Annotated in this window: 27 protein-coding genes and 1 riboswitch; of the genes, 6 read left to right on the forward strand and 21 right to left on the reverse strand. The window is 42.2% G+C overall.

What is annotated here, in order from left to right; translation table 11 throughout:
- Window positions 1–42: 42 nt before the first annotated feature.
- The 13 genes from L1028_RS15580 to bcaP form a co-directional block, all read right to left on the reverse strand.
- The gene (locus L1028_RS15580; protein WP_234535327.1) at window positions 43–1,077 is read right to left on the reverse strand and encodes a FecCD family ABC transporter permease; all 1,035 of its coding nucleotides are present in this window, start codon (window positions 1,075–1,077) and stop codon (window positions 43–45) included.
- The gene (locus L1028_RS15585; RefSeq protein ID WP_234535329.1) at window positions 1,077–2,132 is read right to left on the reverse strand and encodes a FecCD family ABC transporter permease; all 1,056 of its coding nucleotides are present in this window, start codon (window positions 2,130–2,132) and stop codon (window positions 1,077–1,079) included. The genes L1028_RS15580 and L1028_RS15585 overlap by 1 nt, the downstream gene beginning before the upstream one ends.
- Window positions 2,133–2,353: 221 nt before the next feature.
- Window positions 2,354–3,361: an ABC transporter substrate-binding protein gene (locus L1028_RS15590; RefSeq protein WP_234535331.1), complete on the reverse strand. Its 1,008-nt coding sequence runs from the start codon at window positions 3,359–3,361 to the stop codon at window positions 2,354–2,356.
- Window positions 3,362–3,560: 199 nt separating this feature from the next.
- Entirely contained in the window at window positions 3,561–5,378 is a 1,818-nt protein-coding gene (locus L1028_RS15595; protein WP_234535334.1) for an APC family permease, read from the reverse strand.
- A 123-nt stretch (window positions 5,379–5,501) separates the two neighbouring features.
- A riboswitch (cyclic di-AMP (ydaO/yuaA leader) is annotated at window positions 5,502–5,660 on the reverse strand.
- 197 nt (window positions 5,661–5,857) lie between these two features.
- Window positions 5,858–6,322: a disulfide oxidoreductase gene (locus tag L1028_RS15600; RefSeq protein ID WP_042128176.1), complete on the reverse strand. Its 465-nt coding sequence runs from the start codon at window positions 6,320–6,322 to the stop codon at window positions 5,858–5,860.
- Window positions 6,319–7,071: a DsbA family protein gene (locus L1028_RS15605; protein WP_234535336.1), complete on the reverse strand. Its 753-nt coding sequence runs from the start codon at window positions 7,069–7,071 to the stop codon at window positions 6,319–6,321. Before L1028_RS15605 ends, L1028_RS15600 begins: the two co-directional genes overlap by 4 nt.
- A 160-nt stretch (window positions 7,072–7,231) precedes the next feature.
- Window positions 7,232–8,548: a hemolysin family protein gene (locus L1028_RS15610; RefSeq protein WP_234535338.1), complete on the reverse strand. Its 1,317-nt coding sequence runs from the start codon at window positions 8,546–8,548 to the stop codon at window positions 7,232–7,234.
- Between the two features lie 410 nt (window positions 8,549–8,958).
- The gene (gene gerQ, locus L1028_RS15615; RefSeq protein WP_423803051.1) at window positions 8,959–9,363 is read right to left on the reverse strand and encodes a spore coat protein GerQ; all 405 of its coding nucleotides are present in this window, start codon (window positions 9,361–9,363) and stop codon (window positions 8,959–8,961) included.
- Window positions 9,364–9,608: 245 nt separating this feature from the next.
- Window positions 9,609–10,040, reverse strand: a complete 432-nt coding sequence (locus L1028_RS15620; protein ID WP_234535339.1) for a cell wall hydrolase — start codon at window positions 10,038–10,040, stop codon at window positions 9,609–9,611.
- 213 nt (window positions 10,041–10,253) lie between these two features.
- Entirely contained in the window at window positions 10,254–10,646 is a 393-nt protein-coding gene (locus L1028_RS15625; RefSeq protein WP_042194012.1) for a DUF2500 domain-containing protein, read from the reverse strand.
- Between the two features lie 191 nt (window positions 10,647–10,837).
- Window positions 10,838–11,014 (reverse strand): hypothetical protein, encoded by a 177-nt coding sequence (locus L1028_RS15630; RefSeq protein WP_179085723.1) that lies wholly within the window; start codon window positions 11,012–11,014, stop codon window positions 10,838–10,840.
- Between the two features lie 252 nt (window positions 11,015–11,266).
- Entirely contained in the window at window positions 11,267–12,556 is a 1,290-nt protein-coding gene (locus L1028_RS15635) for a WD40/YVTN/BNR-like repeat-containing protein (protein ID WP_234535341.1), read from the reverse strand.
- A 14-nt stretch (window positions 12,557–12,570) separates the two neighbouring features.
- The gene (gene bcaP / locus L1028_RS15640) at window positions 12,571–13,965 is read right to left on the reverse strand and encodes a branched-chain amino acid transporter BcaP (protein WP_234535343.1); all 1,395 of its coding nucleotides are present in this window, start codon (window positions 13,963–13,965) and stop codon (window positions 12,571–12,573) included.
- A gap of 172 nt (window positions 13,966–14,137) precedes the next feature.
- On the opposite strand from bcaP, the gene L1028_RS15645 reads away from it, so the two are divergent.
- The gene (locus L1028_RS15645) at window positions 14,138–15,058 is read left to right on the forward strand and encodes an L-lactate dehydrogenase (protein WP_234535345.1); all 921 of its coding nucleotides are present in this window, start codon (window positions 14,138–14,140) and stop codon (window positions 15,056–15,058) included.
- A gap of 85 nt (window positions 15,059–15,143) precedes the next feature.
- Here the strand turns inward: L1028_RS15645 and L1028_RS15650 are convergent, their stop codons facing one another.
- Together L1028_RS15650 and L1028_RS15655 are read right to left on the reverse strand one after the other, a co-directional pair.
- Window positions 15,144–16,049 (reverse strand): tyrosine-type recombinase/integrase, encoded by a 906-nt coding sequence (locus tag L1028_RS15650; protein WP_234535347.1) that lies wholly within the window; start codon window positions 16,047–16,049, stop codon window positions 15,144–15,146.
- A 63-nt stretch (window positions 16,050–16,112) separates the two neighbouring features.
- Window positions 16,113–17,009, reverse strand: coding sequence for a LysR family transcriptional regulator (locus L1028_RS15655; RefSeq protein WP_234535350.1), 897 nt, complete (start codon window positions 17,007–17,009; stop codon window positions 16,113–16,115).
- Window positions 17,010–17,136: 127 nt separating this feature from the next.
- Here L1028_RS15655 and L1028_RS15660 point away from each other — a divergent pair, with 127 nt between their 5' ends.
- The 3 genes from L1028_RS15660 (at window position 17,137) to L1028_RS15670 (ending at window position 21,044) form a co-directional block, all read left to right on the forward strand.
- The gene (locus tag L1028_RS15660; protein ID WP_234535351.1) at window positions 17,137–18,459 is read left to right on the forward strand and encodes an APC family permease; all 1,323 of its coding nucleotides are present in this window, start codon (window positions 17,137–17,139) and stop codon (window positions 18,457–18,459) included.
- 141 nt (window positions 18,460–18,600) lie between these two features.
- Window positions 18,601–19,557 carry an alpha/beta hydrolase gene (locus L1028_RS15665; RefSeq protein ID WP_234535353.1) on the forward strand — a complete coding sequence of 319 codons (957 nt, stop codon included), beginning with the start codon at window positions 18,601–18,603 and terminating at the stop codon, window positions 19,555–19,557.
- A 176-nt stretch (window positions 19,558–19,733) separates the two neighbouring features.
- Window positions 19,734–21,044, forward strand: a complete 1,311-nt coding sequence (locus L1028_RS15670) for an outer membrane protein assembly factor BamB family protein (RefSeq protein ID WP_234535355.1) — start codon at window positions 19,734–19,736, stop codon at window positions 21,042–21,044.
- A gap of 6 nt (window positions 21,045–21,050) precedes the next feature.
- On the opposite strand, the gene L1028_RS15675 is transcribed toward L1028_RS15670, so the two are convergent.
- Genes L1028_RS15675 through L1028_RS15695 form a run of 5 tightly spaced genes read right to left on the reverse strand, consistent with a single transcriptional unit; the run spans window position 21,051 to window position 22,722 of the window.
- Entirely contained in the window at window positions 21,051–21,434 is a 384-nt protein-coding gene (locus L1028_RS15675) for a hypothetical protein (RefSeq protein WP_234535358.1), read from the reverse strand.
- Between the two features lie 3 nt (window positions 21,435–21,437).
- A complete protein-coding gene (locus L1028_RS15680) occupies window positions 21,438–21,614 on the reverse strand; it encodes a spore gernimation protein GerPD (RefSeq protein ID WP_234535359.1) in 177 nt (58 codons plus the stop codon).
- Complete coding sequence (gene gerPC / locus L1028_RS15685) at window positions 21,595–22,215, reverse strand: spore germination protein GerPC (RefSeq protein WP_234535361.1); 621 nt, start codon at window positions 22,213–22,215, stop codon at window positions 21,595–21,597. Before gerPC ends, L1028_RS15680 begins: the two co-directional genes overlap by 20 nt.
- Window positions 22,216–22,263: 48 nt before the next feature.
- Window positions 22,264–22,485, reverse strand: a complete 222-nt coding sequence (locus L1028_RS15690) for a spore germination protein GerPB (RefSeq protein WP_234535363.1) — start codon at window positions 22,483–22,485, stop codon at window positions 22,264–22,266.
- 12 nt (window positions 22,486–22,497) lie between these two features.
- The gene (locus L1028_RS15695; RefSeq protein WP_036687577.1) at window positions 22,498–22,722 is read right to left on the reverse strand and encodes a spore germination protein; all 225 of its coding nucleotides are present in this window, start codon (window positions 22,720–22,722) and stop codon (window positions 22,498–22,500) included.
- Window positions 22,723–22,838: 116 nt separating this feature from the next.
- On the opposite strand from L1028_RS15695, the gene L1028_RS15700 reads away from it, so the two are divergent.
- Complete coding sequence (locus L1028_RS15700; protein WP_234535365.1) at window positions 22,839–23,297, forward strand: hypothetical protein; 459 nt, start codon at window positions 22,839–22,841, stop codon at window positions 23,295–23,297.
- Between the two features lie 239 nt (window positions 23,298–23,536).
- Complete coding sequence (locus L1028_RS15705; protein WP_167348469.1) at window positions 23,537–23,713, forward strand: hypothetical protein; 177 nt, start codon at window positions 23,537–23,539, stop codon at window positions 23,711–23,713.
- Between the two features lie 131 nt (window positions 23,714–23,844).
- Here the strand turns inward: L1028_RS15705 and L1028_RS15710 are convergent, their stop codons facing one another.
- Window positions 23,845–24,783 carry a GNAT family N-acetyltransferase gene (locus tag L1028_RS15710; RefSeq protein WP_341482549.1) on the reverse strand — a complete coding sequence of 313 codons (939 nt, stop codon included), beginning with the start codon at window positions 24,781–24,783 and terminating at the stop codon, window positions 23,845–23,847.
- Window positions 24,784–24,792 lie beyond the last annotated feature (9 nt).

Here is a 24,792-nt window from a genome sequence, read left to right on the forward strand (position 1 = left end):
GCTCCTAGAATGAACTACATAGTAAAACTCGCTTCGTACGCATTATGCTTTTGATTTGGCGAGTAAATATAAAAAGTAAGGTGCACCAATGATCGCAACCACGATGCCTGTTGGAACTTCTGCAGGCTGTAACACCCATCTACCGATAGTATCAGCAGTAATCATAAGAAGCGCCCCTGTCAACGCACTAGCGGGCAATAATACCTGATGACGAGGTCCCACAAGCTTGCGGGCTAGATGTGGTGCAATTAGGCCGACAAAGCCAATTCCCCCACTTACAGCAACGCAGGAGCCGGCAAGCGCAACTGCTGTCACTAGAAGGAGAATACGCTCCTTCTCCACTCGCATTCCAAGTCCTAATGAAGTATGGTCCCCTAGATTCAATACATTAAGAATACGAGCTTTATAGAAGACGAACGGTAACAGAATCGCTATCCAAGGTAGCAGAGCAAGAACGAATCTCCAATCGCCACCCCATATTTTCCCGGCGATCCAAGTCGCTACAAATTGATAATTATTAGGGTCAAGCCGAAGTGCCAACACAAGCTGGCAAGCATTAATTCCGGCAGCGACCGCAATCCCGATAAGAATCAACCTTGTTGGAGATAGACCATCTGCTTTTCTATAAGCAAGAATATAGATTAAAGCGGCGGTTAAGCTAGCCCCCCCAAGCGCTAAGAGCGGCAAGACAAATACCGGAGCTGCTGTTGTAGCCGGAAAAAACGAGATGAAAATGATTACCGCAAAACCTGCACCCGCACTTATGCCCAGCGTAGCCGGTTCGGCAAGTGCATTTCTAGCGAGACTTTGTAAAATACAGCCTGACACTGCAAAGCCCGCTCCAACCAACAATGAAATTACGATGCGAGGTAATCTGAAATCAAATAAAATAAGCTTTTGCTGATGCGTTCCATCACCCAGCAGTGTGTGTAATACCTCCCGTGGGGATAGACGCATAAATCCTGTATTCATACTGACAATAAAGACAACAACGATCAATATGGCAAGGAGCGATAAAACTGAAATAGCACGTCTACGGCGTTCATTTTCATTGGGAGAAAGGGTTGTTCTGTGCATTAAAGCTCCCCCTTCCGCTTACTCGCCAAGTAAATAAAGAAAGGTACACCGATGATGGCAATTAATGCGCCTAGCGGCGTCTCATAAGGGGCATTTATCATTCTAGCGGCGATATCCGCAAAGATGATCAATAAGCTCCCAAGAACTGCCGAGCAAGGAATGATCCAGCGATAATCTACTCCAACGAAATGTCGTGCTACATGTGGAATAATTAGTCCTATAAAAGCAATCGGGCCCACCATTGAGACTGCACTTCCGGCAAGAACTACTACAACAATCATACACGCCAACTGTACTAATCTTGTCCGCTGCCCCAGACCAACTGCAACTTCTCTTCCTAAGCTGAGCAAGGTGACAGACCGCGATAACATCATCGCAGCGATTAATGCCACGAACACCCAAGGAAAAATAATCTTGATCTGAGTCCAGCTTGCCCCACCCATTCCGCCAGCCAGCCAGAAGGCTATATCCTGGGATAAGTTAAAAAGAATAGCTATGCCCTGACTAACAGCAACTAGTAGTGCACTAACCGCGGAACCTGCCAGCGTCAATCGTAAAGGTGTAAGGCCATTAAAAGATAGCGACCCGATTCCAAATACGATAAAAGACGCTATAGCAGCACCTATAAAACAAAACAACATAAGTGAAGTGAAGGAGAGCGAAGGTGCAGAAGCAAAAACTATGGCCAGCGCTACACCTGCTCCCGCATTCAAGCCTAACAGACCTGAATCCGCAAGAGGATTCCTTGTCATCCCCTGCATGATTGCCCCTGCTACTGCGAAACAAGCACCGACCAAAGCGCCTGCTATCGCGCGTGGAAATCGCAGTTCTCTTATCACCTGATGTTTTTGTATATCTGGATTGAAATGAAATATTGCTTCCCATACCGTAGCTAGCTTGATATCTGCCGCACCCACTGAGACCGAAAGTGCCAGTCCAAAGGCAATGGCAGCGAGTCCAATCACTAGAATACCCATTGCAGCTGCCGGTCGGGTATGTAGAGTTTTTTGTGTATCATTTTTATTACGATGTGCGAAATCTGAGGGTGAAACCATGAGTCGTCTCCTTAATCGATAGTTACAATGGTCTATATGATAACAACAATCATTCTCATTATCGCAAAAAAAAATTAGGTTGTACAATTGTAGGAGTTATTTTCAGTAATACAGGAATGGTTTATAAAAAAATGGTGCAGATCTAAGTATCCTAAGATACTTGATCTACACGCCCTTCCCCACCTAAATGATCAGTCACATTCATGGTGAATTACGACATTTTATTTCACAAAACTTTTTAACACATCGTCAATAATTTTGCCACCAGCGTTCGCACCACTGTATAGCCAACTGCTTGTTGAGCTCATTTCATGCACATTACCAGCTTTTACAGCCGGGATGCCTTTCCAAATTGCACTATCCAGAATCCCCGAACCCTCAGTCTTATCACTATTTACAAGGATAATATGATCTGCTGTCAGCTCAGAAAGCTTCTCTAGCGAAATTGGATTCCAAGTAGCTCTTGTACCAACAGGAATTTCTGTTACTAAGTTAGGAAGCGTTACACCAAGGTCTGTATATAATACAGCACCACTGCTGCGAGTTTCGTCTACAATATAGAAATTCTTTTGTACCAACCATAAAATCGCGACGGACTCTTCTCCAATAGCTCCTTTAAGCTTTTCTTTCGCTGCAGCCGCCTTGACTTCATAATCTTTAATGGCTTTCTCTGCTTCAGGGGTCTTGTTCAGAATTTCACCAATCTTGAGTAGCGATTTACGCCAATCTTGATTTAGCTTATCCCCAATCACATAAGTCGGTGCAATCTTATTCAGTTGGTCATAGATACCGTTCTGTACAGATGACTCCGATGGGACGAGAATAAGATCCGGAGCGAAGCTGGTTACTGCCTCGAGCGGAAGATCGTAGCTGATCGTAGGAACATCCTTCAATTCAGTGGACAGATAATCTTGAATACCATTAGTCACTGACCATTGCGCTACTGGAGTCACACCTAGAGTTACCAAAGCATCCTCCAGATAAGAACCCAGTACACGCCCAGGATTAGCTGGAATCGTTACTTCATGTCCCATTGCATCCGTTAACGTCTTAGGCGCTGCAGGAGCTTCTGTAGCTTCAGCAGTAGGTGCCGTCGTTGGCTCTGTTCCTGCGTTTGAAGCGTTACCGGGATTATTATTACCGCAAGCGGATAAGAATAGCACCATCACCATTAATCCGACCATCGTTAATTTCATGCTTCCAAATCTTTTTCTGTTAAACAAAAACATTAAATACCCTCCTAGTGTGTACATCCTATGTTATTCAAAGGTGTTGACTACCTCAGTCACCTTTAAATGATATTGATTCTCATTCTCTATGTCAACATATAAATTTTAAATTTTGTGGATTTGCAATAATTTCCTTCCTAATAACACAAAAAAGGCTATATTCCGAACGTTCCGGATATAGCCTCTCCTTAATGATCCATTATTTATTCAAATGATATGGGACAGTCGCAACTACAACATCTTTTGAATTAATTAGATACGAACGGATTAACAAGCTAGTCTGATTATGAAGTACGGCTTGCCACCAATGCTTAGTTATAAACTGTGGAATCAGGATCGTGATATGATCCGTCGCTGCGGTCTTCCATTCTACAGTATCAATAAATTTCACTAACGGACGAATAATACTGCGATATCTGGAACGAAGTACAATTAGGCGTACACCTGGATTCCATTCCTCCCACCGTTGCTCCATTTTTTGAATGTCCTCTTCATCAAAGCCAACATACACGGCTACAACATTATCCGTTAAAGACTTGGCATAGCTGATGGAATGCAGTACGGCACGTGTTACACCGGCAACAGGAACAACAACCGTGCTGCCTTTAATCAAAGGTTTATCTGTACTCGGGCATATACGAAGCTGATCTGCAGTGTTCAAATAATGCTTGTGAATCCGGTGGAAAACGAACATTACAGCAGGTAAAAAAATGAAAGCCATCCATACGCTTGAGAACTTTGTAATAATAAAAATTAGCGTAATCGTCAATGTAGTCAGCATACCGATGGTATTTACAACAAATCTTTTTTTCCATCCCGCTGGTTTTGTTTTAAACCAATGAACCATCATTCCTAGCTGTGACAATGTGAAAGGAATGAAGACCCCAACCGCATAGAGTGGAATCAAGCTTTCTGTATTTCCGTGGAATGCAGCTACAAGCACAGCAGACAGAACGCCTAGAAAAATAATACCATTGGAGAAGCCCAGACGGTCACCACGAACCATAAAAGCATGTGGCATATATTTATCTTTTGCAAACATAAATGCGAGCAGCGGGAACGCTGAGTAAGCCGTATTAGCCGCCAAGAACAAAATTACTGCTGTGATCCCTTGAATGAAAAAATATAAGGTTCCGCGGCCAAAGGTCGATTCAGCGATCTGAGAAACAACCGTTGCCTTTTCATTAGGCACTATGCCGTACCAATACGCAAGTAGTGTGATACCTGTAAACATAAATCCCAGTATAACCCCCATGACCATTAAGGTCTTGGCTGCGTTCTTTTCAGCTGGTGCTTTAAAGTTTGGAATGGCATTAGATACAGCCTCTACACCCGTAAGTGCCGAACAGCCAGAACTGAAGGCTTTTAATAGTAGAAACAAACTAACATTAGAAACAGCAGAGCCAATTTCAGGGACATTCGCATGCACGCCACCTGCTGCATATTTAATAATACCGGAGATAATCAACACTACAATCGACACAACAAACAAATACACCGGGATCGCAATGAATGAAGCTGATTCTGTAACTCCGCGAAGATTGATCAAAGTAAGTAAAATAATAACTGATACTGCAATAAGAACGGTGTGATTATGAAGACTTGGAAAAGCCGATGTGATCGCATCCGTCCCTGCCGACGCACTAACAGCTACGGTCAGAATGTAATCCACTAACAAAGACCCACCCGCCAAGAGCCCTGTCGGAACACCAAGATTACTCTTGGCAACGATGTAAGCTCCGCCTCCCTGAGGATAAGCGTAGATCGTCTGCCGATAGGATAAAATCAGGATGGCCAGCAGGCCCAATACGGCTAATGCAATTGGCAGGGAATACCAGATGGCAGTAAACCCCACAGCCACTAGTACAATCAGAATTTGTTCCGTTCCGTAGGCTACAGACGAGAGCGCATCAGAAGACAGGACAGCCAGTGCTTTCACCTTGGATAACTTTTCATGATCGAGTTCGTTCGACTTCATCGGACGCCCGATCAATAGTCGTTTTACCTTGCTTACCATTGTGGATACAGTTCCTTTCTTTGAGAGCAGAAACGGAAATTCCGCGCGCTGTTTTCATTGGTGGATTTCATAAATGCAGACACTAAAAATAGCATACGGAAATGATCCGCATGCTATGCATGGTCATTATCCCACCTTTGCTTACGAGGTTAGCTGGCGGATTCGGGCTGTGGTTTAGCCCTACGGTACAAGTCTAATTGACCCCTTCCGATTCACCCCATTGGCACTAATGCCAAGATTGGTTCCCCCGTTTTTCCTTAGAAAATTCAGCGCATATTCAACTTCTCACAAGGTCTAATATTAGTCTACAACGTGTATACAGTAAAGCATTGAAAATATTGAAAATAGAATGAAAAAACATCCAATAACCGCAAATATAGCGTCTTATTGGATGCTCTCTTTCATTCTCTTCAATTATCCCACTGAACCGTGTTTTTAATCACTTTTCAAATTTTTTTGGATCACTTAAAGTTAAAAAGTCAAAACCCTAAACTTTCCTCTGTATCTAATTCCATCACTTCTTCTTCCTTACGTCCGTACCAAAGTAAAATGCTAATTAAAGCAAAAGCGATTAATGCAAGGAAAGGAATCGTAATGAATCCAAAAAAGTTCAAGTAATCCTTATTACAAGGAACACCGATTGTACAAGGAAGCACTTTACTTAACGCAGGAATCTTCTGCTCCGCATAATGATAGATCGAGATACTGCCACCAATCAAGCTTAGTGGAAGTACATATGGGATAATCCTTTTATCCCCCCGAAACGTCGCAATTCCCAAGAGGAATAGCTGAGGATACATAAAAATTCGTTGGAACCAGCAAAGCTTACAAGGTTCATATTTCAATACTTCGCTTAAATACAAGCTACCGGCAACAGCAACTAAAGAGACGAACCAGGCCAGATACAGGCAGTTACGCTTGCAAAAAGATAGGAACTTTGTCACTTTACCTCCACAGCTTTTGCGGCGTCATTAATTTCAGTTGAAATCGCTTCAATGTTAAGTGGATCCGCAGTTATTACCCCATTAATGTAAAGGGATGGTGTAGTCGTCACACCCGCTTCACTAGCTAACTGCATACCCTTATTCAGCTCATCTGCATACGTACGATCCTTGATATCTTTACGCAGCAGTTCGTAATCGATAGCTAACTTCTCTTTCTCCGCAAGGCTTACTAAGAAATCTTCAGTCGCCCATTCTTCGCTTTCATCACCTTGTTGAGCATATACAGCATCATAGAACTTCCAGAATTCATCATGATTCTGATGGTAAACAGATAATGCAGCAAGTGAAGCAGTCTCAGAGTCTGGACCAACGAAAGCCATATTTACAAAGTAGAGCGCTGCTTTTCCGTCATTGACAAAATCTTGAACAATTTTCGGTTTAACTGAAGTTGCAAATTGAGAACACGCTGGACATTTTAAATCTCCAAATTCAACAATTTTAACAGGTGCATCCTCTTTACCGACTCTAGGCAGCTCACTGTAATTGAATGCTACTGGTTCTCCCGATGTGGCATTTTTTGCGGCATCTTTCGAAGCTAACATAAACAATCCAACAAAAATGATGACTACTAAAGCTATTGAACTAATAATTAAAATTCTCGTCTTCTGCTTTTGTTGCTCCTGTTCTACCCGCCGTTTCTCTTGTTTGCTCAGCTGGGGAACGCTTGTACTTTTATTAGGTTTACTCAAGGAGAGTTCCTTTCTGTCCTCTGTGGACTAATGTAGTTTTTATCATATACATTTAAAATTATATAATTTTTAATCTCTTTTTGGCAAACAATACTGTAAAAACGCTGTAAAAAAGACACAGCGCTATAGCACTGTGTCCTAATAATTACTAATAAGTTCGTTATGCACCAGCTTCTTCAGTCAATAGCTGTAACTTCAGTAGCTTAATTCGAGAAATCCGCTTATTATCCGTTTCTTCAACAATAAACAGATGATCATCAAATTCTACAGACTGCCCTTTTTGAGGTGGATTAACCTCCAGTTTAGAATACAGCCAACCGCCTATCGTATCATAATCCTCAGTTTCCATATGGAGACCCAAAAGATCATTAATCTCTTCAATAAGCATCAAACCGTCAATGGAGTGTTCATCCTCCCCCAGCTTCTCAACACCAGGACGTTCTTCATCGAACTCATCCTGAATTTCTCCTACAATCTCCTCCATGATATCTTCCAGTGTTACCATTCCTGATGTTCCACCGTACTCATCAATCAGAATGGCGATTTGTGTCTTTGCGCGCTGCATGACTTTCAACAGAGCACTAATCTGAATAGATTCTGGTACGGTTAGTATAGGACGAATTAATTTATTATAGCTTTGTTCACGATCCCTAATTAAGTCCTTGATATGAATGAAGCCTAGAATGTGATCCTTATCTCCATCACAGACTGGATAACGCGTCCTCATTCCATCAAAAGCAATCTCAAGGTTCTCTTCCGTTGAAAGATGATTATTCAGACAGATCATTTCTGTCCGAGGAATCATGATCTCACGGGCCATTGTATCCACAAATTCAAAAATATTGTCAACCAGCGTCATTTCGGTATTATCAATAAAGCCGCTTTTATTACTTTCTTGCATGATAATACGGATCTCTTCTTCCGTATGCGCCGTTCCCAGCTCTGAAGCTGGGGCTAACCGGAAGATCCGTAGTAAACCACGTGCCAGCCCATTTACGATCCAAATCACTGGATACATGATCTTGTAAAACACATTCATCGGCCCAGATGTTAGCAAAAGGACAGATTCAGCCTTGTTAACTGCAATAGTCTTAGGTGCAAGCTCTCCTAGTACGATATGCAAGATAGTGATAAACATTAGAGCAATAATCAAAGATACAACATTAACAGCGGTTACTCCAAAACCTATACTTCCTAATAAGGGCCCAACAAGGTTAGCTATAGCGGGTTGCCCCAACCATCCTAGCGCAAGTGAAGCCAATGTAATACCAAGCTGACAGGCGGATAGATAACCTTCCAAGTTGCTAACGATGCTTCTCGCTTTTAAAGCTTTTTTACTACCTTCTTCAATAAGGGTATCAATTCTACCGCTTCGTACTTTCACCATTGCGTATTCGACTGAAACAAAAAATCCATTTAATAATACCAACAGAATAATAAGACCTACGTGTAATATACCGGGTAAAGGGTCGCTCAATTTATAATCCTATCCATCATTCTCCGTACGGATGGATAGGCCCACCTCCTTCGTTTTTTCAGAGTATCGGCAAGATGCTTGCCAGTTGTTCCTTTCAGTATCAATTTCCCAATGGTTTCATCTCCAGTCTGGAATCACGTTTTTGAATATATACTTTATTATATTAATATATTGGGGCAAACCGCAAGCATGCGTGTCCTTTCGAAAAAAAATGGGTCTTTATTCCCCTTATTATTCCAAAATATCAGTATGTACAAGCAAAAACGCCTTCGTCGTCCCAAATGGACGGTAAGCGTTTATGCGAGAAATATAAGAATAATGTATAACGTGAAACTTATACTTTCTTATATTTTAAAGAAAACCCCCTCACCGTTAAGTGATGGGGTTCATCCACAAATATAAGGACCTGATTAGCGACAGTTTCTTGTTGTAGGAGGATTACCGATCACACCAGGATACTGGTAAGTAAGGGGCTCATCAAATGTAGCATAATCAAAATAAATCATAAGTAATACAGTACGTTGACCAGTTACTGGGTCACTAATAATAATGTGGTCACGGCCCGCAGCTTCCAGTACACCCTTGTAAACTTTGGCATTCCACTCTTTGTTATTTTCGTAAGTAAAATAAAATGTACCTACTTTACCTAAATTCAGTCTGAAAATATTTTCGATATACGATTGTTCAAACTGTTGAGGTGGGTTTTGAACTACAGCCCCTCCTGGTGTCATCGGACTTCCGCTGCTAACTTGTGGTGGCATGCTACCCATGCCTGGCATCCCTGACATCCCTGGCATTCCTTGCATTCCTTGCATTCCTTGCGTTCCTTGCATTCCTTGCATTCCTTGCATTCCTGTAGACATTGGCATTTGCATACCTGAAGAAGAAACACTACCAATAGTGTAAGTAACGGGGCGGTATGGTTGAACGATCATTTAATGAAACCTCCTAATTGTTTATCGGAGCAGTTGCTCCCTTTGGACACAAAAGAACCTTTACACTAGCTTACTGTGAGAATTACTCATAATAATGAGTAATTCTCTTTTACACAGTTACCCTGTTAATTACCAATAAATACAGCCGGGCAATCTTCTCCAGTCGGAGTAAAGAAACAATGAGCTTTAAAGCGGCCTGTGTTTTGTTGGTTATACCAGGTTGGAGGGCAATCTCCTACAGGACGGAAGAACCATAAAGCATTAGTCGCTGGCCAGGTTCTCTCACCTGCAATTGCACGTCTGGCAAGACGGATGTCTGCTTCTCTTGCCCGTTGATAGAAGTAGCTTTTTTGCGGGGCTTCGAATCCTCCTGGACTTTGAAAGACCATGTCATTCACATTACGAATATTCATAAAGTCCAGGCAATTTCCAAGAATTCGGTTGACACCAACATTGCCGACCATAAGCATGCCGAGATCTCCGTCTTCCTCAGCTTCTGCTCTCATCAACCGCGCTAGCACCCTCACATCTTCCGAGTTCGTTTTGATGACGGCCACGCTGTCTCCTCCTTGGGGTTGCTTCGTAAGCAACCTCGTTCTTAACTGCATGGTGTATTGTATGTGCATTAGCCCAAGAGGTGACAGTTCTAACCTAATTTTAAAGCCATTTGTATTCCGTTTAGTTGCTTAATAGTCCGCATATAAAAACCATCCCTCTGCTCCATTGAATAGTACAGAAGAATGGTTTAAAAATGAATGTATAGCTAATGACTACTCCGCTGTGGAGTATTGTGGTTGTCTCTCAAATCCGTGATATCTAGTTCCTTGATAGGTAAGCATGCCTTTATCGCCTTCTGCACTCATTCCATATTCATGGCCATCTACTTTAAATTCAATTCGACTGCCCCCATTTAATTCATACGTTAAGTAGTATGTTGTACTCGTACGACTTGAACCATTATCTTCTTGAACCTGCTGCTGCCTTATTTCACTCCGTTTGCTGACGATACGGGCAGGGATGGTTAACATGGGTGAGCTATTGTTCCGGCTCCATTGAAGCAAACCCCTGCCTGCTGATACTGCAAGAATACCAACCATTACAATGAGAAATATTGGCATCACTGTTCCAGAGAAATCAAACATCCATGAAAGATCCGGGCCCATTCCCATGACATTTTCCCCCTTCATACCCATTAATTCAACCCTTAACTTAGCTTCAGGCACTTCTGTACATGTATATGCCTCTTCTAGTCCAGAAAGCATTAAATTAGTGATACTTCATACAAAAAGACCACTTCGTTTTCTTAGAAATCAAGAAATCGAGTGGTCTTTAATCATAGTTTTGAGTGATCAGATTAAGCATGAACGAGGTCTAGCAATTGCTTCGTTTCGTCAGTTTCAACATCTAACATACCATTGTCTGCCCAGCATGCTCTGCATTGTTCTTCCGTTTCACACAGGTGAGCGTCATCACAGTTGTAGCAAAGTTGCAGTAGGTTTCTTGTCATATAATCTGTTTCAAAAGTTTTCATTGTAATCTCTCCTATTCGAAAGTTAAGTTTGTGAAAATTTGAACTTGTTCTATGTGTTAAATATATCACACGATCATTTAAATGTCATGTGATTTTTTTCACATCTATAAAGAAAATTTTAATTAAGTTTTTTCCTTATATTCAATCAATCAAAAACAAATTGATTTGGAGGCTGATTCCTTCATATTCAGATAAAAGAAGAAGCTGTTCCATAAGTAGTATCCACTACTTTCGAAACAGCTTCACTCTACTTTACATCACACGCCAACTAATCCCACCATTTGTAGTTTGTAAGAGGATCGAGCGTTTTTGTTCTTTTTTCTCAAGCAAAAGCCACCCCACCTCTGCGGAAATAAACTGCATCTTAATCGTCTCAGGATATTCCTCAAGCTTCGACCGCAGAACACTGCTCTCCTTAAGAGGGAGCCAAGTTTTCCCTTGATTAACGGTATGGTAAAGAGTGTTACCAATAATGGACCAACCAACTTGCGAATTCAGAAACGTCGGAGCACTCTGATGATTCCCTTCGGTTGGACTCTTTAATTCGAAAGGTGCAAATTTCCAGTTATCTCCACCATTAGCGGTAAAGTAACCGTGGTAAGTAATCGTCTTATCTTTATCATTTTGGCAGCCCACAGACATCCAACCATTAGTCTTACTAGCATCGAAGAACTCTGGTTTGCCAGTAATGACTCTGTCACAGCTTTCCAGTTGTTCATTTACCAGAAAAGACTGTCCTGGATTCCAACTCCCACCACCGTCCTTAGTTATAAAGATCTTTGGAAGGGCACCGGTCTGCAAAGTCACAAATCCATCTACACGATTTTTGAAGATCATTCCAGTACTCACACCTGTGAACGGAATCGAATGATTGGGAAGGTTCGGTTTATACTGTTCATTCTGCATCACTTCTTCCCATGTGGCCCCACCGTCTGATGTTGAATAAATCGTTTTGCTTTCCTTATTGGGAGTAGCGTTCGCAGAGGTCATCAGCCATCCCTGTGTTGGTGAATTGAAATAAACGGAAGATATATTATTATCATCACCTAATGAAGAGATTTTCCAGCTCTTCCCTCCATCTGTGGTTCGTAGCACTATATTCTCTGTCGTACCAAATGCACTTCTTATAATCCAACCATGATTAGAGTCAGTAAAAAAGATACCTTTTCCATAGACAGGTGTGGAGAGGAACTGCACATTGGGTGCAGGAGAAATATTAGCCCAAGTCGCCCCGTTATTATGGGTAACGTATAAACGAAGTTCATTTTTTGTTACACCCCATACCATGCCCTCAGTCTCACTAAGCAGATGAAAACCCGTAATTCGAGTTTGAACCTGATATTTCGGGCCACTCTCTTTGTTAGTATTGTTACTGGGTGGTGTAATCAGAGTAATCGTCTGTCCTTCTTCCGGTGCTTCTGTAGGTTGTGGCTGTGGAGAAGGCTCCGGTGGTGGTGAAGAACATGCTGAGACTATCCACGCTAAAAAAAACAGCATTATAAACATTCTTAGAGTTTTCAATCCAGCGGTTCTAGATGTCAATGCCCTCTCTCCTCTCAATTGGAATCATATTTATAATTTAACTTACTATTACGGTAGCCGTATAGAAAATAGATCAGAAGTCCAAGACCCGTCCAAATCAGAAATCCAATCCATGTCTCACTTCCTAGATTATACATCAAATATCCGCATGTTGCCGCACTTAGCAATGGAATGAAGGGTACCCAGGGTACTCTGAACCCTCTTTTCATATTGGGATGAATAACACGCAGGGCAATTACCCCCAAAGAAACGACAAAGAAGGCAAACAGTGTTCCAATGCTTGTTAAGTTAGCCAATCGATCCAAAGGAATAAAGCCCGTTAATACAGCTATAATGATCCCAACCATCCACGTACTACGAATAGGTGTCTGTGTTTTAGCATTGATCTTAGATAATCCTCGTGGTAAAAGACCATCACGTGAGATTGCGAATAACAGCCGAGTTTGACCGAACAGCATTACGAGCAGTACGGTGGTCATTCCCGCAATAGCTCCAACAGAGATTAGACCCGCTATCATATCTTGATTTACAACACGAAGCGCATAAGAAACGGGATCACTAACATTTAGATCCGTATAAGGTATAATACCCGTTAATACAAGTGAAACTAGTATATACAATACAGAACATATAGCAAGGGATGAAATAATCCCTATAGGCAAATCGCGTTGTGGCTGCTTTACTTCTTCTGCAGCAGTCGATAACGCATCAAAACCTATGTAGGCAAAGAAGACAGTTGCCGCACCGTTCACAACTCCTTGATAGCCAAAGGGTAGGAATGGAGTCCAGTTCTCTGGTTTAACATAGAAAAATCCAGTTACGATAAACAAAAGCACTACAGCTAATTTGATAACAACCATAATGGCATTAAAACGAGCAGTCTCTTTAGTTCCCCGTGTTAGTAAGTAGGAAATTAGTAAAATGATTATTACTGCTGGTAAATTAATAATGGTACCTGCTTCCGCATTATACGCCCCGGATAGTGCTGTAGGAATGTGGATCCCAAAGCCCTCTAAAAGTCCCTGTAAATAGCCAGACCATCCGCTGCTTACTGCAGCTGCTGCAACGCCATACTCTAACACAAGGTCCCAGCCCAAAATCCAAGCGAGTAATTCTCCAAAAGCTACATAACTATAAGCATAGGCACTTCCGGAGACCGGGATGGTCGATGCAAACTCTGAATAACAAAGGGCTGACAGCACGCAGGCAAAAGCGGCTAACAGGAATGAAATGACAAGGCCAGGACCAGCGTGTTCTGCTGCTGCTACTCCTGTCATTACAAAAATACCAGTACCAATAATCGCTCCTACACCTAGCATGGTTAGATCCAACGCACCAAGTGTTTTGTTTAACTTGGTTGCCCCCGAGTTTGAAGGTGCGATTAGCGGTTTTTTGCGGAATAAATTCATTCTTACATTCTCTCCTGTCTAGTCTTGTTGTCAAATTGATTAGAGAATTTCTATTTAGTATGCCCAAAATGGGGTAATGCATTAAATAAGACCTGCTTGAAAACAATAACGTTAGCGATTATGATGGACAAGATTAAAAACTAAAAATTTAAAATACTGAGGAGATGAAATTATGCCCCCGAAACCCAATCGTGTCGTAGTCATTGGTACTGGAGCAGTTGGTACAACAACAGCCTATACATTACTGCTACGGAGACGTATGCCTGAGCTCGTACTTATTGACGTTAATCAAAAGAAAGCCCTTGGAGAAGCATTGGATATGAATCACGGCATGCCCTTTGTTGGTGGTGTGAAGTTATGGGCTGGTACATATGAAGATTGCCGTGAAGCGGATATCATCATTGTAACTGCCGGTGCATCACAAAAACCAGGTGAAACCCGGATAGATCTGCTCCGCAAAAACATTTCAATTTTCAAAGATATCGTTGAAAAAATAACGAAATATAACCAACATGCGATTCTACTTATTGCTACTAACCCTGTAGATATTTTGTCTTATGCCACTTTAAAAATAAGCGGTTTTGACCGCAGACGAGTAATTGGTTCCGGTACGGTGCTGGATAGTGCACGCTTTCGCTACCTCATTGGCCGCCACAAAGAAATTGATCCTCGCAGTATTCACGGTCAGATTATCGGGGAACATGGAGACTCGGAGCTTCCTGTTTGGAGTCTAGCGAATATTGCCGGGACCGATCTCGGTTTTGACGAAGCAGAACGTGATGAAATATTCCAGGATACTAAAAATGCTGCTTATGAAATTATTGATGCCAAAGGCTCAACCTCTTATGCAATAGCACTAGCACTTGACCGAATCGTAGTCTCCATTCTGCATAATGAAGGTGCAGTATTAAACGTCTCTACTTTATTAAATAACTATAACGGGGTTTCGGATGTCTACCTTGGCGCCCCTTGCATCGTAGATCGAACCGGTGTACGAGAAGTACTAGACCTTCCATTGAATGAGACAGAAAAAGCTTTATTCCAGAAATCTGCCGAGAAGCTTAAAGCTGAGATTGCTAAGCTAGAACTATAAGAAAATGAATACATGGGGCTCTCCCTAACGTCATGATACATGGCCGAAGGATAGCCCCTTTTTTATGAAAGTACTTTGAATTCTATCAAATCTGGACTTGCAATTTCGACATGGCTTCTTCTTTCTCCCGGCTCGTGATATGCGTGTAAACCGTTGTTGTCTGAATGGAAGAGTGTCCCAGCAGCTCCTGAACCGTCCGTAGATCCGCACCTTTTCGTAGCAACATGGTAGCGAAGGAATGTCGAAGCTTATGGCTGGAATATGGTCGACGTTGTGCAGCAGGCACATCCTTTTGGAAACGATCGAAGGTGTCCGCAGCGATTTGTTGAATGCCACGTATGGACAACCTGCGTCCTTTTTGTGAAATGAACATAGCTTCCTCTTTACTGCGCCAAGGATTTAATCGTTCTTCTATTGCCAGATCGAGAAAAGGTACCACATCCTCTGGAATCGGTACATTACGCCATTTACGTCCCTTACCGAACACTCGAAGCGAATGTCTTTCTACATTATAATCACTTAAATTAAGCGTGTGGACTTCCCCCACCCGAAGCCCCATATAGGACATGAGTAAAAAAACTGCTAAATTCCGACCTTTGTATTTCCCATCTATAGAAGATAAAAATCGCCCCAGGTCACCTTCATCTAAGTAGACCGGTTCGCGATTGATCTCAGTTTTAGATTTCTTAATCCCAGCTGCAGGATTGGTTAGAAGCAATTCCAGCTCAATTAATGCCTTAAAAAAACAGTTAATTGAGGCATGCTTCCGGTTACGGGTAGCATCACTTACTCCACGTTCACGCACTGACGTAAGAAAAGAAATAACATGTAGCTTCTTTACGGACTCTAGCTTTTTACCATTCAGACTTTCTAAAAACTGTTTTACATCCACTAAATAGGATTTCTGCGTGTAGGGAGTGTAACCGGCATCCTTCATCCAGATTAAAAAAGCCTCAAGCCCCTCTTCGTAGTCTTCACTCCACTCATTCATGGCTTCGAGCCTCCCTTGATTTCGACAATCTATTGTACCATAGAATAGCTACGAGAATTAAACTTAGCTGCTCCATTTTTCAGCATGCTTTTGTACGGATTTTAAAAACTCTGTTAGAACAGGAGATTTCCATTTCTTATGATGGTAGGCAATTTGAGTAGCTACACGCTGCGATTCATCATTCCAGTTCAACCTAGTTAACTTCCCTTCCGTTAATTCGTTGTTGACAGTAATCATTGGAATAAAAGCGATGCCTAGACCAGCCATAACACATTGCTTGATCGCCTCGATACTCCAAAACTCTAGTGTAGGGTCAGGAAATACACCGTGTCTATTTAAATGATGTTCAAACAAAGTACGGTAGCTACAACCAGTTTCCGTATGCAATATCGTTTCTCCCTTAAGATGAAACGGTTCTACCACTGAAAGGCTCATTAAGGGATGATCCGGTGGAGCGATCAGGGTCATTTGTTCATGCACCAGTGTTTCTATATTCAGATCTTTATCTTCCGTCTCTGGTTGCAATAGGAAGGCCAAATCCAGTTCGCCGGAACGGACTAAATCCGTTAGCTCCCAGCAGGCTCCAGGCTTCAGAAGAATTTGGACCTTTGGATATTTCAGTCGAAATTCCTTGATAATGCCTGGTAAGCGAAAAGCAGCCAGAGATTCAGGTGCACCAATCCGTAAAGACCCTGTTAGCTCACTCTCGGAGCGAAGAGCATCTTGCGCTAGAGAGTGCATTCTGGAGATCTCTTGAGCGAATGGGAGTAGACGGCGGCCTGCATCGGTTAGGATGATCTTTTTACTGATCCGATCGAATAAAGGCTGACCTATTTCAGTCTCTAGTGCTTGGATTTGTGCGGTGATACTGGATTGTGCATAATCGAGCTTCTGTGCAGCGCGTGTGAAGCTACCTGTCTCCACTACAACAATAAAGGCAAAAAGATGACGTGATTCCATGCGTACCCCCTGAGTGATAGTCAACCATCGGAATTTCGAATGGATACTATTCAAAGATTCTGTTTTTCCAATGGATCTATTATCTGCTACTCTATAACAAAAGACAATGAAAGCAGGATTAAAAATCATGAATGATTCAAGTTCAACCACATTACAAAGAAACATCGGCATGCCGCAAGCCATAGCTCTTTATATCGGCGCTGTATTAGGCTCAGGAGTCTTAATCGTTCCCGGTCTGGCTGCAGAAATGGCTGGTCCCGCTTCATTGCTGGCATGGGGATTTATGACGCTGTTAATCTTGCCAATGGCCTTATCCATGGGTTTACTCTCTGCCAAATTTCCTAACGCTGGAGGTGTGTCCCACTTCGTTACCCTTGCGTTCGGACCTAAAGCTGGATCTTTAGTGGGCTGGTTCTTCCTGATGTCCGTTCCGATTGGTGCGCCTGTCGCCGCGCTGACCGGAGCTGGTTATATGACAGCCGCAATGGGCTGGGATGAACCTGCGAGAATTACTATCGCTGCTGTTATGTTGGCCGTTGGCCTGATTACTAACTGGATTGGTATGCAGGTGGCTGGAAAGGTACAAATTGCGGTAGTGATTGCGATTGTAGCTGTTCTCGTCTTCTCCTTTGCTACCGCGCTCCCTCGGATGGAGATTGAACACTTCACTCCATTTGTTCCACATGGCTGGATGAGCATTGGTCAGGCTGCAGCAATCCTATTTTGGTGTTTTATTGGTTGGGAAGCTGTCTCACATCTCTCTGAGGAGTTCAAAGATCCACAACGTGCTGCAGTTAAAGGTGTGACCATCGCTGCTATAATTGTAGGTGTTCTATATTTCTTATCCGCTTTAGCAACGGTTGGTACACAAAGCTACCTTAAAGGTGGGTCAAGTACTTCACTTGTCTGGATCATAAGTCAACCTCTTGGACCTTGGGGAGGATTTATCGCAGGTCTTACAGGTCTCTTCATTTGTACCGCCACCATTATCGCTTATGCCGGTGCAGCCTCGCGTGTGGCTTATGCATTATCACGTCAGGGCTATGCGCCGCAATGGATGGGTAGACTATCCAAACCCTATCATACCCCTATCGGTGGGATAGCTTTCCTGCTCCTCTGTTTTGTAACGGTGATGTCACTGTACGGTAGCGGATCGATATCTATCACTACTTTGATCCAGTTTCCGAATGCGACATTTATCTTAACTTATATCGGAGGCTGTGCCGCGGGGATACGCCTGCTCAAAGGAAGTCGCTTAGGTGTAACGATTAGCTGGATCTCTTTTCTCGCAACTGCTGCAGTGTTTCCTTTTACAGGCTGGGCGATAGGTTATCCGTTGCTTATTACTTTGATGTTTATTTTGATCTTTCGTATCAAACATAAACAAGAAGTTGCCGGAATGAAGGAGATAAGACGAGAAATTCATGAGGCCCAACGAAAAGCATTATAAAAATCAAAAACCCGTAACCAGTCCTACATCAGGATCGGTTACGGGTTTCTTCTAATTCATTTTCGTTTCAGCAGCTCCTTAGATGGTTATGGAATGAAGAGGTTAAACTATACTATGACCAGATAAAGGAGACGATACATCATGCCAAATCAACCAAAGATCATTCTTGAACCAGCAGCGCGGAAATTTGCCGATGATAATTCCAAACCTCCGTTCCTTCCTGATCTTGGACCAGAAAAAGGTCGTGAAACGGTAGATACTGTACAATCCAGTGAAATATATAAACCTGAAGTTGATATTGAAGATCTTATGGTGCCAGGAGGACCTAACGGTAATGTTTCTATAAGAATTGTTCGGCCCCCTAGCTCCTCTTCCGTCTCGTTGCCAGTGATCCTTTACATTCATGGTGCAGGCTGGGTGTTTGGTAATGCACATACCCATGACCGCCTGATCCGTGAACTAGCTGTTGGTGCGGAGGCTGCTATTGTTTTTCCAAATTATAGCCTCTCTCCAGAAGCTAAATATCCTACAGCAATTGAAGAAATCTATGCTGTTCTGAAATGGATCGCTGAACAGGGAAGTGATCATGCCCTTGATGCTAGCAAGCTATCCATAGGTGGTGATAGTGTCGGTGGAAATATGGCAGCCGCCATTACGCTTATGGCTAAAGAACTCAGGGGCCCGAAGATAGGGAAACAACTTCTGTTCTATCCGGTAACGGATGCCTCCTTCGATACCCAATCCTATCATGAGTTCGCCGAAGGATATTTCTTGCAGCGGGACGGTATGAAATGGTTCTGGGATCAATATACTACTGACCCTGAGGAGCGGAATCAGATCACAGCCTCCCCGCTTCGTGCTAGTGTTGAGCAATTACGCGATCTACCCGAAGCACTAATCATAACGGGTGAAGCAGATGTTCTACGTGATGAAGGTGAAGCTTATGCCGCCAAATTACGTGAAGCCGGGGTCACAGTCACAGCAGTTCGTTTTCAAGGTATCATACATGATTTTGTGATGCTAAATCCTTTAGCTGAAACCAATGCCAAAAAAGCCGCCATTAAGCTGGCGACGACATGGCTTCGTGAAGGCTTTTAAATAACTGAATACTCTAACCATGGCGAATTGGTCTACACAAGAATTTTGTGTAATCAATTCGCTTTTATTTGTTAACATAATCATAATTATGTTAACAACTTTATTTTTACAAATAAGAAACAAATACCCATACTCCGCGTCAATATATACTAAATGATCTATAAGGAGCTAAAATCGTGAAATATGTACCATTCATGCTAAAGACTGCTATTTCTTCCTCCTTGCTCGTATCTGGAGCTGGTCTATATTTGCCTGGTGCTCAAGCAGCAACTTCCACTACGTCCTCTTCAACAGCAGCCGATACAGTGACTACTATCAAACCCTTATGGCACGACAAAACAGATGGTCAAGGGATTTATAGTCAACAATCCCCTATTTCAAATGGATTGTTCTATTATTCATCAGGTGGCACACTAAAGGCTGTTGATCTCACTACAGGAAAAGTTAAGTGGTCCTACAAAAACGGATCGAATCCTGAAATTATAACGAATAATTCGGTTTTCTTTATCACTAATGAGGGTTATCTTGTAAAAGTTAATGCCCAAACGGGAAAACTCCTTTGGAAGGTTAAGGCTGCCAAAGATCCGATTGAGATTGGCGCTTTCACGGAGTTAGTTAGCGGAGTGTTGTACTTCCGGAACGAGCATGGTGGAATTGCGGCTTATCATCCAGTTACCGGTAAAAAGATCTGGGAAAATAAAGACATCCCTATGTATGTAGGGAGTATCGACGGTCTTTATGACGGGGTATTGGTAGTATCCAGCACCGTTGATAATAGGCGTACGCAGTTTTTCGGTCTCGATCCAGCTACAGGCAAGAGGTTATGGAGAATTCAGGGATTTTATAGCTTTGTTGCTTATCGGCATGGTCAATTAATACTCCGCGAACAAGCAAATGCTTCAAATGATGTCTCTAACGAGCCTATTAAAGGCTATCAGTTGACCTTGGTACATGTAGATGTTAATACTGGAAAAGCGAAGACCAAAGAGAACTATAAACCACTCGAAGATGTCAGTAGACTTGGTAATACTTTCACATCACTTCAAGGCTCGTACCTCTATACAGTTGATGGAAGTTTAGATAATTTTGATGGCAATCCACTTTACCGGTTTACCTTGAGTCAAGAAACAACGACTGAACCCAAAAGTTTTGAAGAGTATGGAAATTGGGTGGCTGGTCCAGTGAATAACATGGCTTTTTTCCAAAATGGTACACAGATGACCGGAGTTCCAATAAACGATAATGAAATCACAAGTTTCAACGGACCGGACAGTCCCGCGCTTAGCGTTCAATTGATCGGTAAGGGGATCTACGCTGGCTATGAGAATGGCTACTTCCATATCCTAAATGCAGAAACAGGAAAAGCGCTTGGCAAAGTAAAGACTGGAGCACAACAATACGGCAAACTATTTAGTGCGAATGGTATTCTCTACATCCAGACAGAACACGATCTATTCGCGATTTCTCTGCCAAAAGAATTAAAATAGATGCTGTTACGCCTCATCTTTTGAAGCTATTTCTCTCTTAAACTCACTGGTTCGACTCTCCAGATGAACAGAACCACCATTTCCAATCTGGAAGGTCGTTCCAGACTCAATCGATAAAATCCTAATATATTGCATATTAATGGTTGATTCCTCGGAATCATTCAAAATTTCAACTTCATCTTTAACATTCACTTGATTCGGCCAGGTCACATGAGGGATGTCTAAGCGTAAAGCCTCTCTATTATTGCTAATAATCTCTTGCATGTTATATAGGTAATTTTCTTTACTGCCCACAAACTTGGACTGAATCCGCTCTACAGATCCACATATGAATATCGAACTGTCAGACAGATTATTGATATACACATCTAGTATACGTGAGGTGTGCATTTGTTAACTGCCTTTTTGGACTTGATCTGGAGCACTCGGAGCATACTCTATCACGCTGTCAAATGCAGAAGAACAGTTAATCGTCTGTGTATCCCCTACTAAAAATACCGAAGAACCTGATATTGAAACCACTTTTACTGCGTTTACATTTATGTCTCTGTTAATCACGGTTACTTTCATGCGGCTCCCGCCTTCCAGTTATGTTAATTTCCAAATGACGCTCTACCGCCGTAACAATATCTCGTTTGATTTGCTCAACAATAGAAGCACTCTCCTCTTCTGTGTTTCCACGCCCTTCCTCTGAGGCAGGAAGCTGGCTTACATACTCGTTAATCCGGCCATCCATCTGATTCAGCAGATCCTGGGTTACCATTTGGATATACTGCTCATCAATACTTAAGTTCTGCTCTTTTTCTAAGCGTGAAAATTGTGAAGGAACTTCCTCTTGCACATACTTCAGAATCTCTGGACGAATCTTATCAGATAATGCAGTTGCAGTTGGTGTCCCTCCCTCTTGCTCCCCAATAGGCTTACCATTGATCATCGCTTCATCCAGATTATTACCCTCATTTGGTGTTATGCCTATATTTAAAGTGCCTTCCAGCTTCTCAATTTTCAATTGTTCAAAATGATAATTTATAGGACCTATACTTGCAGCTTTATTATTCTTAATGTTGTCAATGTCACCTTGTAAATCTTGGAGCTGTTTCTCTAGCAGTTGAATCTTTTCAGCTTGCACTCTTAATGCATTAAAGACTTGCTGAACATAATACGGGTGCATACAACCCCCTCCTATGGTTTATTGTATGCGAAGGATAAGAGCCTAATTCTAGCGTGTATATAGTTCAGTTGGTGGAGGCAAGGGTACAAGAGGTGAATCACTTACTGCTGGTATTGGCGCAGGAGGAGATTTTGGAACGTCACCAGTCTGATAACTATGAGACAAGGCATTAATGCGTCCGGATGTGCCGATCTGAAGGACCGATGAATTTGAGATCGTACCAATTTTTAGATTATTGACCGATATGCACTGATATACCGTAATATTCATATAAACCCACCCTTAAGGAGGCGATACTTGATCCACCACATCTGAATCCATTGTGTTCGTACTGCTGGCTGCATTATTCGTAATGTTTGTACCTATGGAGTCACCTATGGAGAAGGAGTTGGCACCGGCATAGATTTTGGAGTTACTGCTCAAAATAACGGATGCCGTATTTCCTACTAAGACTGTGGAACTGGGGCCTACGCTGTTGATTTTAATGTTTCCGATGATTGAAACCACCAAACCACTCCTCCCTTCGGAATGATAACCTATTCTATGTAGATATCCGCCCAGATGTCACTGAATAAGTCATACGCCCATACAATGGATAAAAAAATGAAGGAGGTTCAGCGTTCATGAGCCCCAATAAATCGAACCCTTTAGATTGGATGAACGAAGATCCCTTTTTTAAGAAAAAGCTATCCTTAAAGTCGCTTGAAGAGCAATGGAAGCTGGATCCAAGCCAGATCGATGGCTATGTTGAAAAAATAATCAGAGAAGCTACCACGGCGACCACTTCATCATTTACAGAAGAAACTTCAAGTCTGCATGTTGAGCATCTGGACACACATAATTATCTAATTACTAAAATTCGAATTCCAAGTGGAATTCACCCCGAAAGTATATGGGCACAAATCAACCGAACCCAAATCAAATTAAGCGGTCTTGGAAAAGATCATAGGGAGATCATCCCACTCCCCATTCCAGTCAATCCAGATCAGAGCAGAGGCACTTATAAACAAGGCTCATTACAATTCAGAATGCTGAAAATGTCAGCAGGTAAATTTAGAGATATCGACATCCGTTATTTATAAGAAATTCCTTAAAATCCCTCCTTTTCGCTCGTCCAAGTGGTGATCTTTCCTCGAAAAAACGTCTTAAAACTAAAACAGCGTATAATTTAAGTTATGCGCTGTTTTTTTTAGGGCGTTTTTCGCCCTTATTTATCTTTTATTTTGTCTGCAATCACAAAGGAATTTATAAGCTTCATTCTCCGAACTTTAAGGTTCCCTCGCTCATAAGATAGGGTATCAATCGCAAAGGTGGGCTATTTATGTCCAAAAACAAGCGCGGCAAAGCACTCTGGCGTATGCCATCCCGAGGCAGAGGAACATGTCTGATCTGCGGTAGCACTCGTATTAAGCTTTTGTACATCGGAAAAGGACTTTCAGGCGAAAAGGTTAACGTGTGTAAGAAATGCGAGGGTAAACAAGTAACTAACAGTAACTGAACAAAATTGTTCAGAGGATTTCCAGTAATCATCTATTGCATGGCGAACGGATTACTAAAAAAGTGCAATCCTGTCATCGAGCCTCGATGAAACCGAATCACACTTTGCTTAGTAATCCTCCACTTCAAAAACTATAGGAGTTCTATACGATACCGTCTTTCCTCACTTGATAAACTGAATCCGACAGATTCATAAAGATGCAATGCAGAATCATTATCGGTTAACACCATTAAAGATGCTTCTTCAAGTCCATGTGTTCTGAAATAGTTTAACGCTTGAGAAAGCATGTACCTAGCAATTCCAAATCTTCTCCACGGCTCAAGTACAAAAACATTTTCAATATACCCACTTTCCTCTTCCTGCCATACCATCAAGCTGCCTACTACCCTCTCCCCTTCTCGAACAACCATAGAGTTCCAAAGCGGATTTTGCTTAAACTGAGATAGTCGTTCTTTCCCGAGTGGGGTTCCTGGCCAAACCTCTGCTTCCAATTCTAAATAATGATCTTCTTCTTGTGGCGTCTCCATCATCCAAGTCGCAAATTCAAATTCCTTTTTCAGTTTAGGTACGGTGTAGGAATTATTAAGAGTATGATTCATTTTAAATAAGCTATTGTATTGACAGAAGCCCTTTTCTTTTTCAAAAAATTTCGTATTTGCGATCTCCGATGCGTTATTCCCCATACAGAGCGTCGTTTTGTACTCTGCTGATAAAGTTTCCTTCAATTCAAGTGCTCTCAAGAGCAGCGTTTGATACAAGCTCTCTAATAAATCATGGTCTTCTTCTCGTTCAGGTATTGTTTTCAAATTCAAATAGATCGAATGTCTGCTTTCCTTTGAACGCCCAGGCGGCACAATATTTATGATCTCTACTTGACCTTTGGCAACCATTTTCCCGTTTTCAAAGGCGCAGTACACATTCTCCCAGTTTCCCTCATCACCAACCCACCAAAAAACAGCATTTCCCCGCGAAGTAACCGAGTTATATAACTCACCCAGTAATGGCATGTCCCCTTGTTCAAAATGACGAATCGTTGTTCCTTCTGATGAAAGAATCGTAGATTTTGTCAAAGCAAAACC

This window comes from Paenibacillus pseudetheri, from assembly GCF_924513355.1.
GTDB classification, from domain to species: Bacteria; Bacillota; Bacilli; order Paenibacillales; family Paenibacillaceae; genus Paenibacillus_AQ; species Paenibacillus_AQ pseudetheri.

Coding starts and splice junctions, on each gene's coding strand:
- L1028_RS15660 (WP_234535351.1), top strand. CDS start 17,137: ATGAATGATTCAAGTTCAACCACATTACAAAGAAACATCGGCATGCCG.
- L1028_RS15590 (WP_234535331.1), bottom strand. CDS start 3,361: ATGTTTTTGTTTAACAGAAAAAGATTTGGAAGCATGAAATTAACGATG.
- L1028_RS15705 (WP_167348469.1), top strand. CDS start 23,537: ATGTCCAAAAACAAGCGCGGCAAAGCACTCTGGCGTATGCCATCCCGA.
- L1028_RS15580 (WP_234535327.1), bottom strand. CDS start 1,077: ATGCACAGAACAACCCTTTCTCCCAATGAAAATGAACGCCGTAGACGT.
- L1028_RS15595 (WP_234535334.1), bottom strand. CDS start 5,378: ATGGTAAGCAAGGTAAAACGACTATTGATCGGGCGTCCGATGAAGTCG.
- L1028_RS15690 (WP_234535363.1), bottom strand. CDS start 22,485: ATGAATATTACGGTATATCAGTGCATATCGGTCAATAATCTAAAAATT.
- L1028_RS15585 (WP_234535329.1), bottom strand. CDS start 2,132: ATGGTTTCACCCTCAGATTTCGCACATCGTAATAAAAATGATACACAA.
- L1028_RS15680 (WP_234535359.1), bottom strand. CDS start 21,614: ATGAAAGTAACCGTGATTAACAGAGACATAAATGTAAACGCAGTAAAA.
- gerPC (WP_234535361.1), bottom strand. CDS start 22,215: ATGCACCCGTATTATGTTCAGCAAGTCTTTAATGCATTAAGAGTGCAA.
- bcaP (WP_234535343.1), bottom strand. CDS start 13,965: ATGAATTTATTCCGCAAAAAACCGCTAATCGCACCTTCAAACTCGGGG.
- L1028_RS15630 (WP_179085723.1), bottom strand. CDS start 11,014: ATGAAAACTTTTGAAACAGATTATATGACAAGAAACCTACTGCAACTT.
- L1028_RS15700 (WP_234535365.1), top strand. CDS start 22,839: ATGAGCCCCAATAAATCGAACCCTTTAGATTGGATGAACGAAGATCCC.
- gerQ (WP_423803051.1), bottom strand. CDS start 9,363: ATGCAAGGAATGCAAGGAATGCCAGGGATGTCAGGGATGCCAGGCATG.
- L1028_RS15625 (WP_042194012.1), bottom strand. CDS start 10,646: ATGGGCCCGGATCTTTCATGGATGTTTGATTTCTCTGGAACAGTGATG.
- L1028_RS15665 (WP_234535353.1), top strand. CDS start 18,601: ATGCCAAATCAACCAAAGATCATTCTTGAACCAGCAGCGCGGAAATTT.
- L1028_RS15645 (WP_234535345.1), top strand. CDS start 14,138: ATGCCCCCGAAACCCAATCGTGTCGTAGTCATTGGTACTGGAGCAGTT.
- L1028_RS15675 (WP_234535358.1), bottom strand. CDS start 21,434: ATGCACACCTCACGTATACTAGATGTGTATATCAATAATCTGTCTGAC.
- L1028_RS15655 (WP_234535350.1), bottom strand. CDS start 17,009: ATGGAATCACGTCATCTTTTTGCCTTTATTGTTGTAGTGGAGACAGGT.
- L1028_RS15650 (WP_234535347.1), bottom strand. CDS start 16,049: ATGAATGAGTGGAGTGAAGACTACGAAGAGGGGCTTGAGGCTTTTTTA.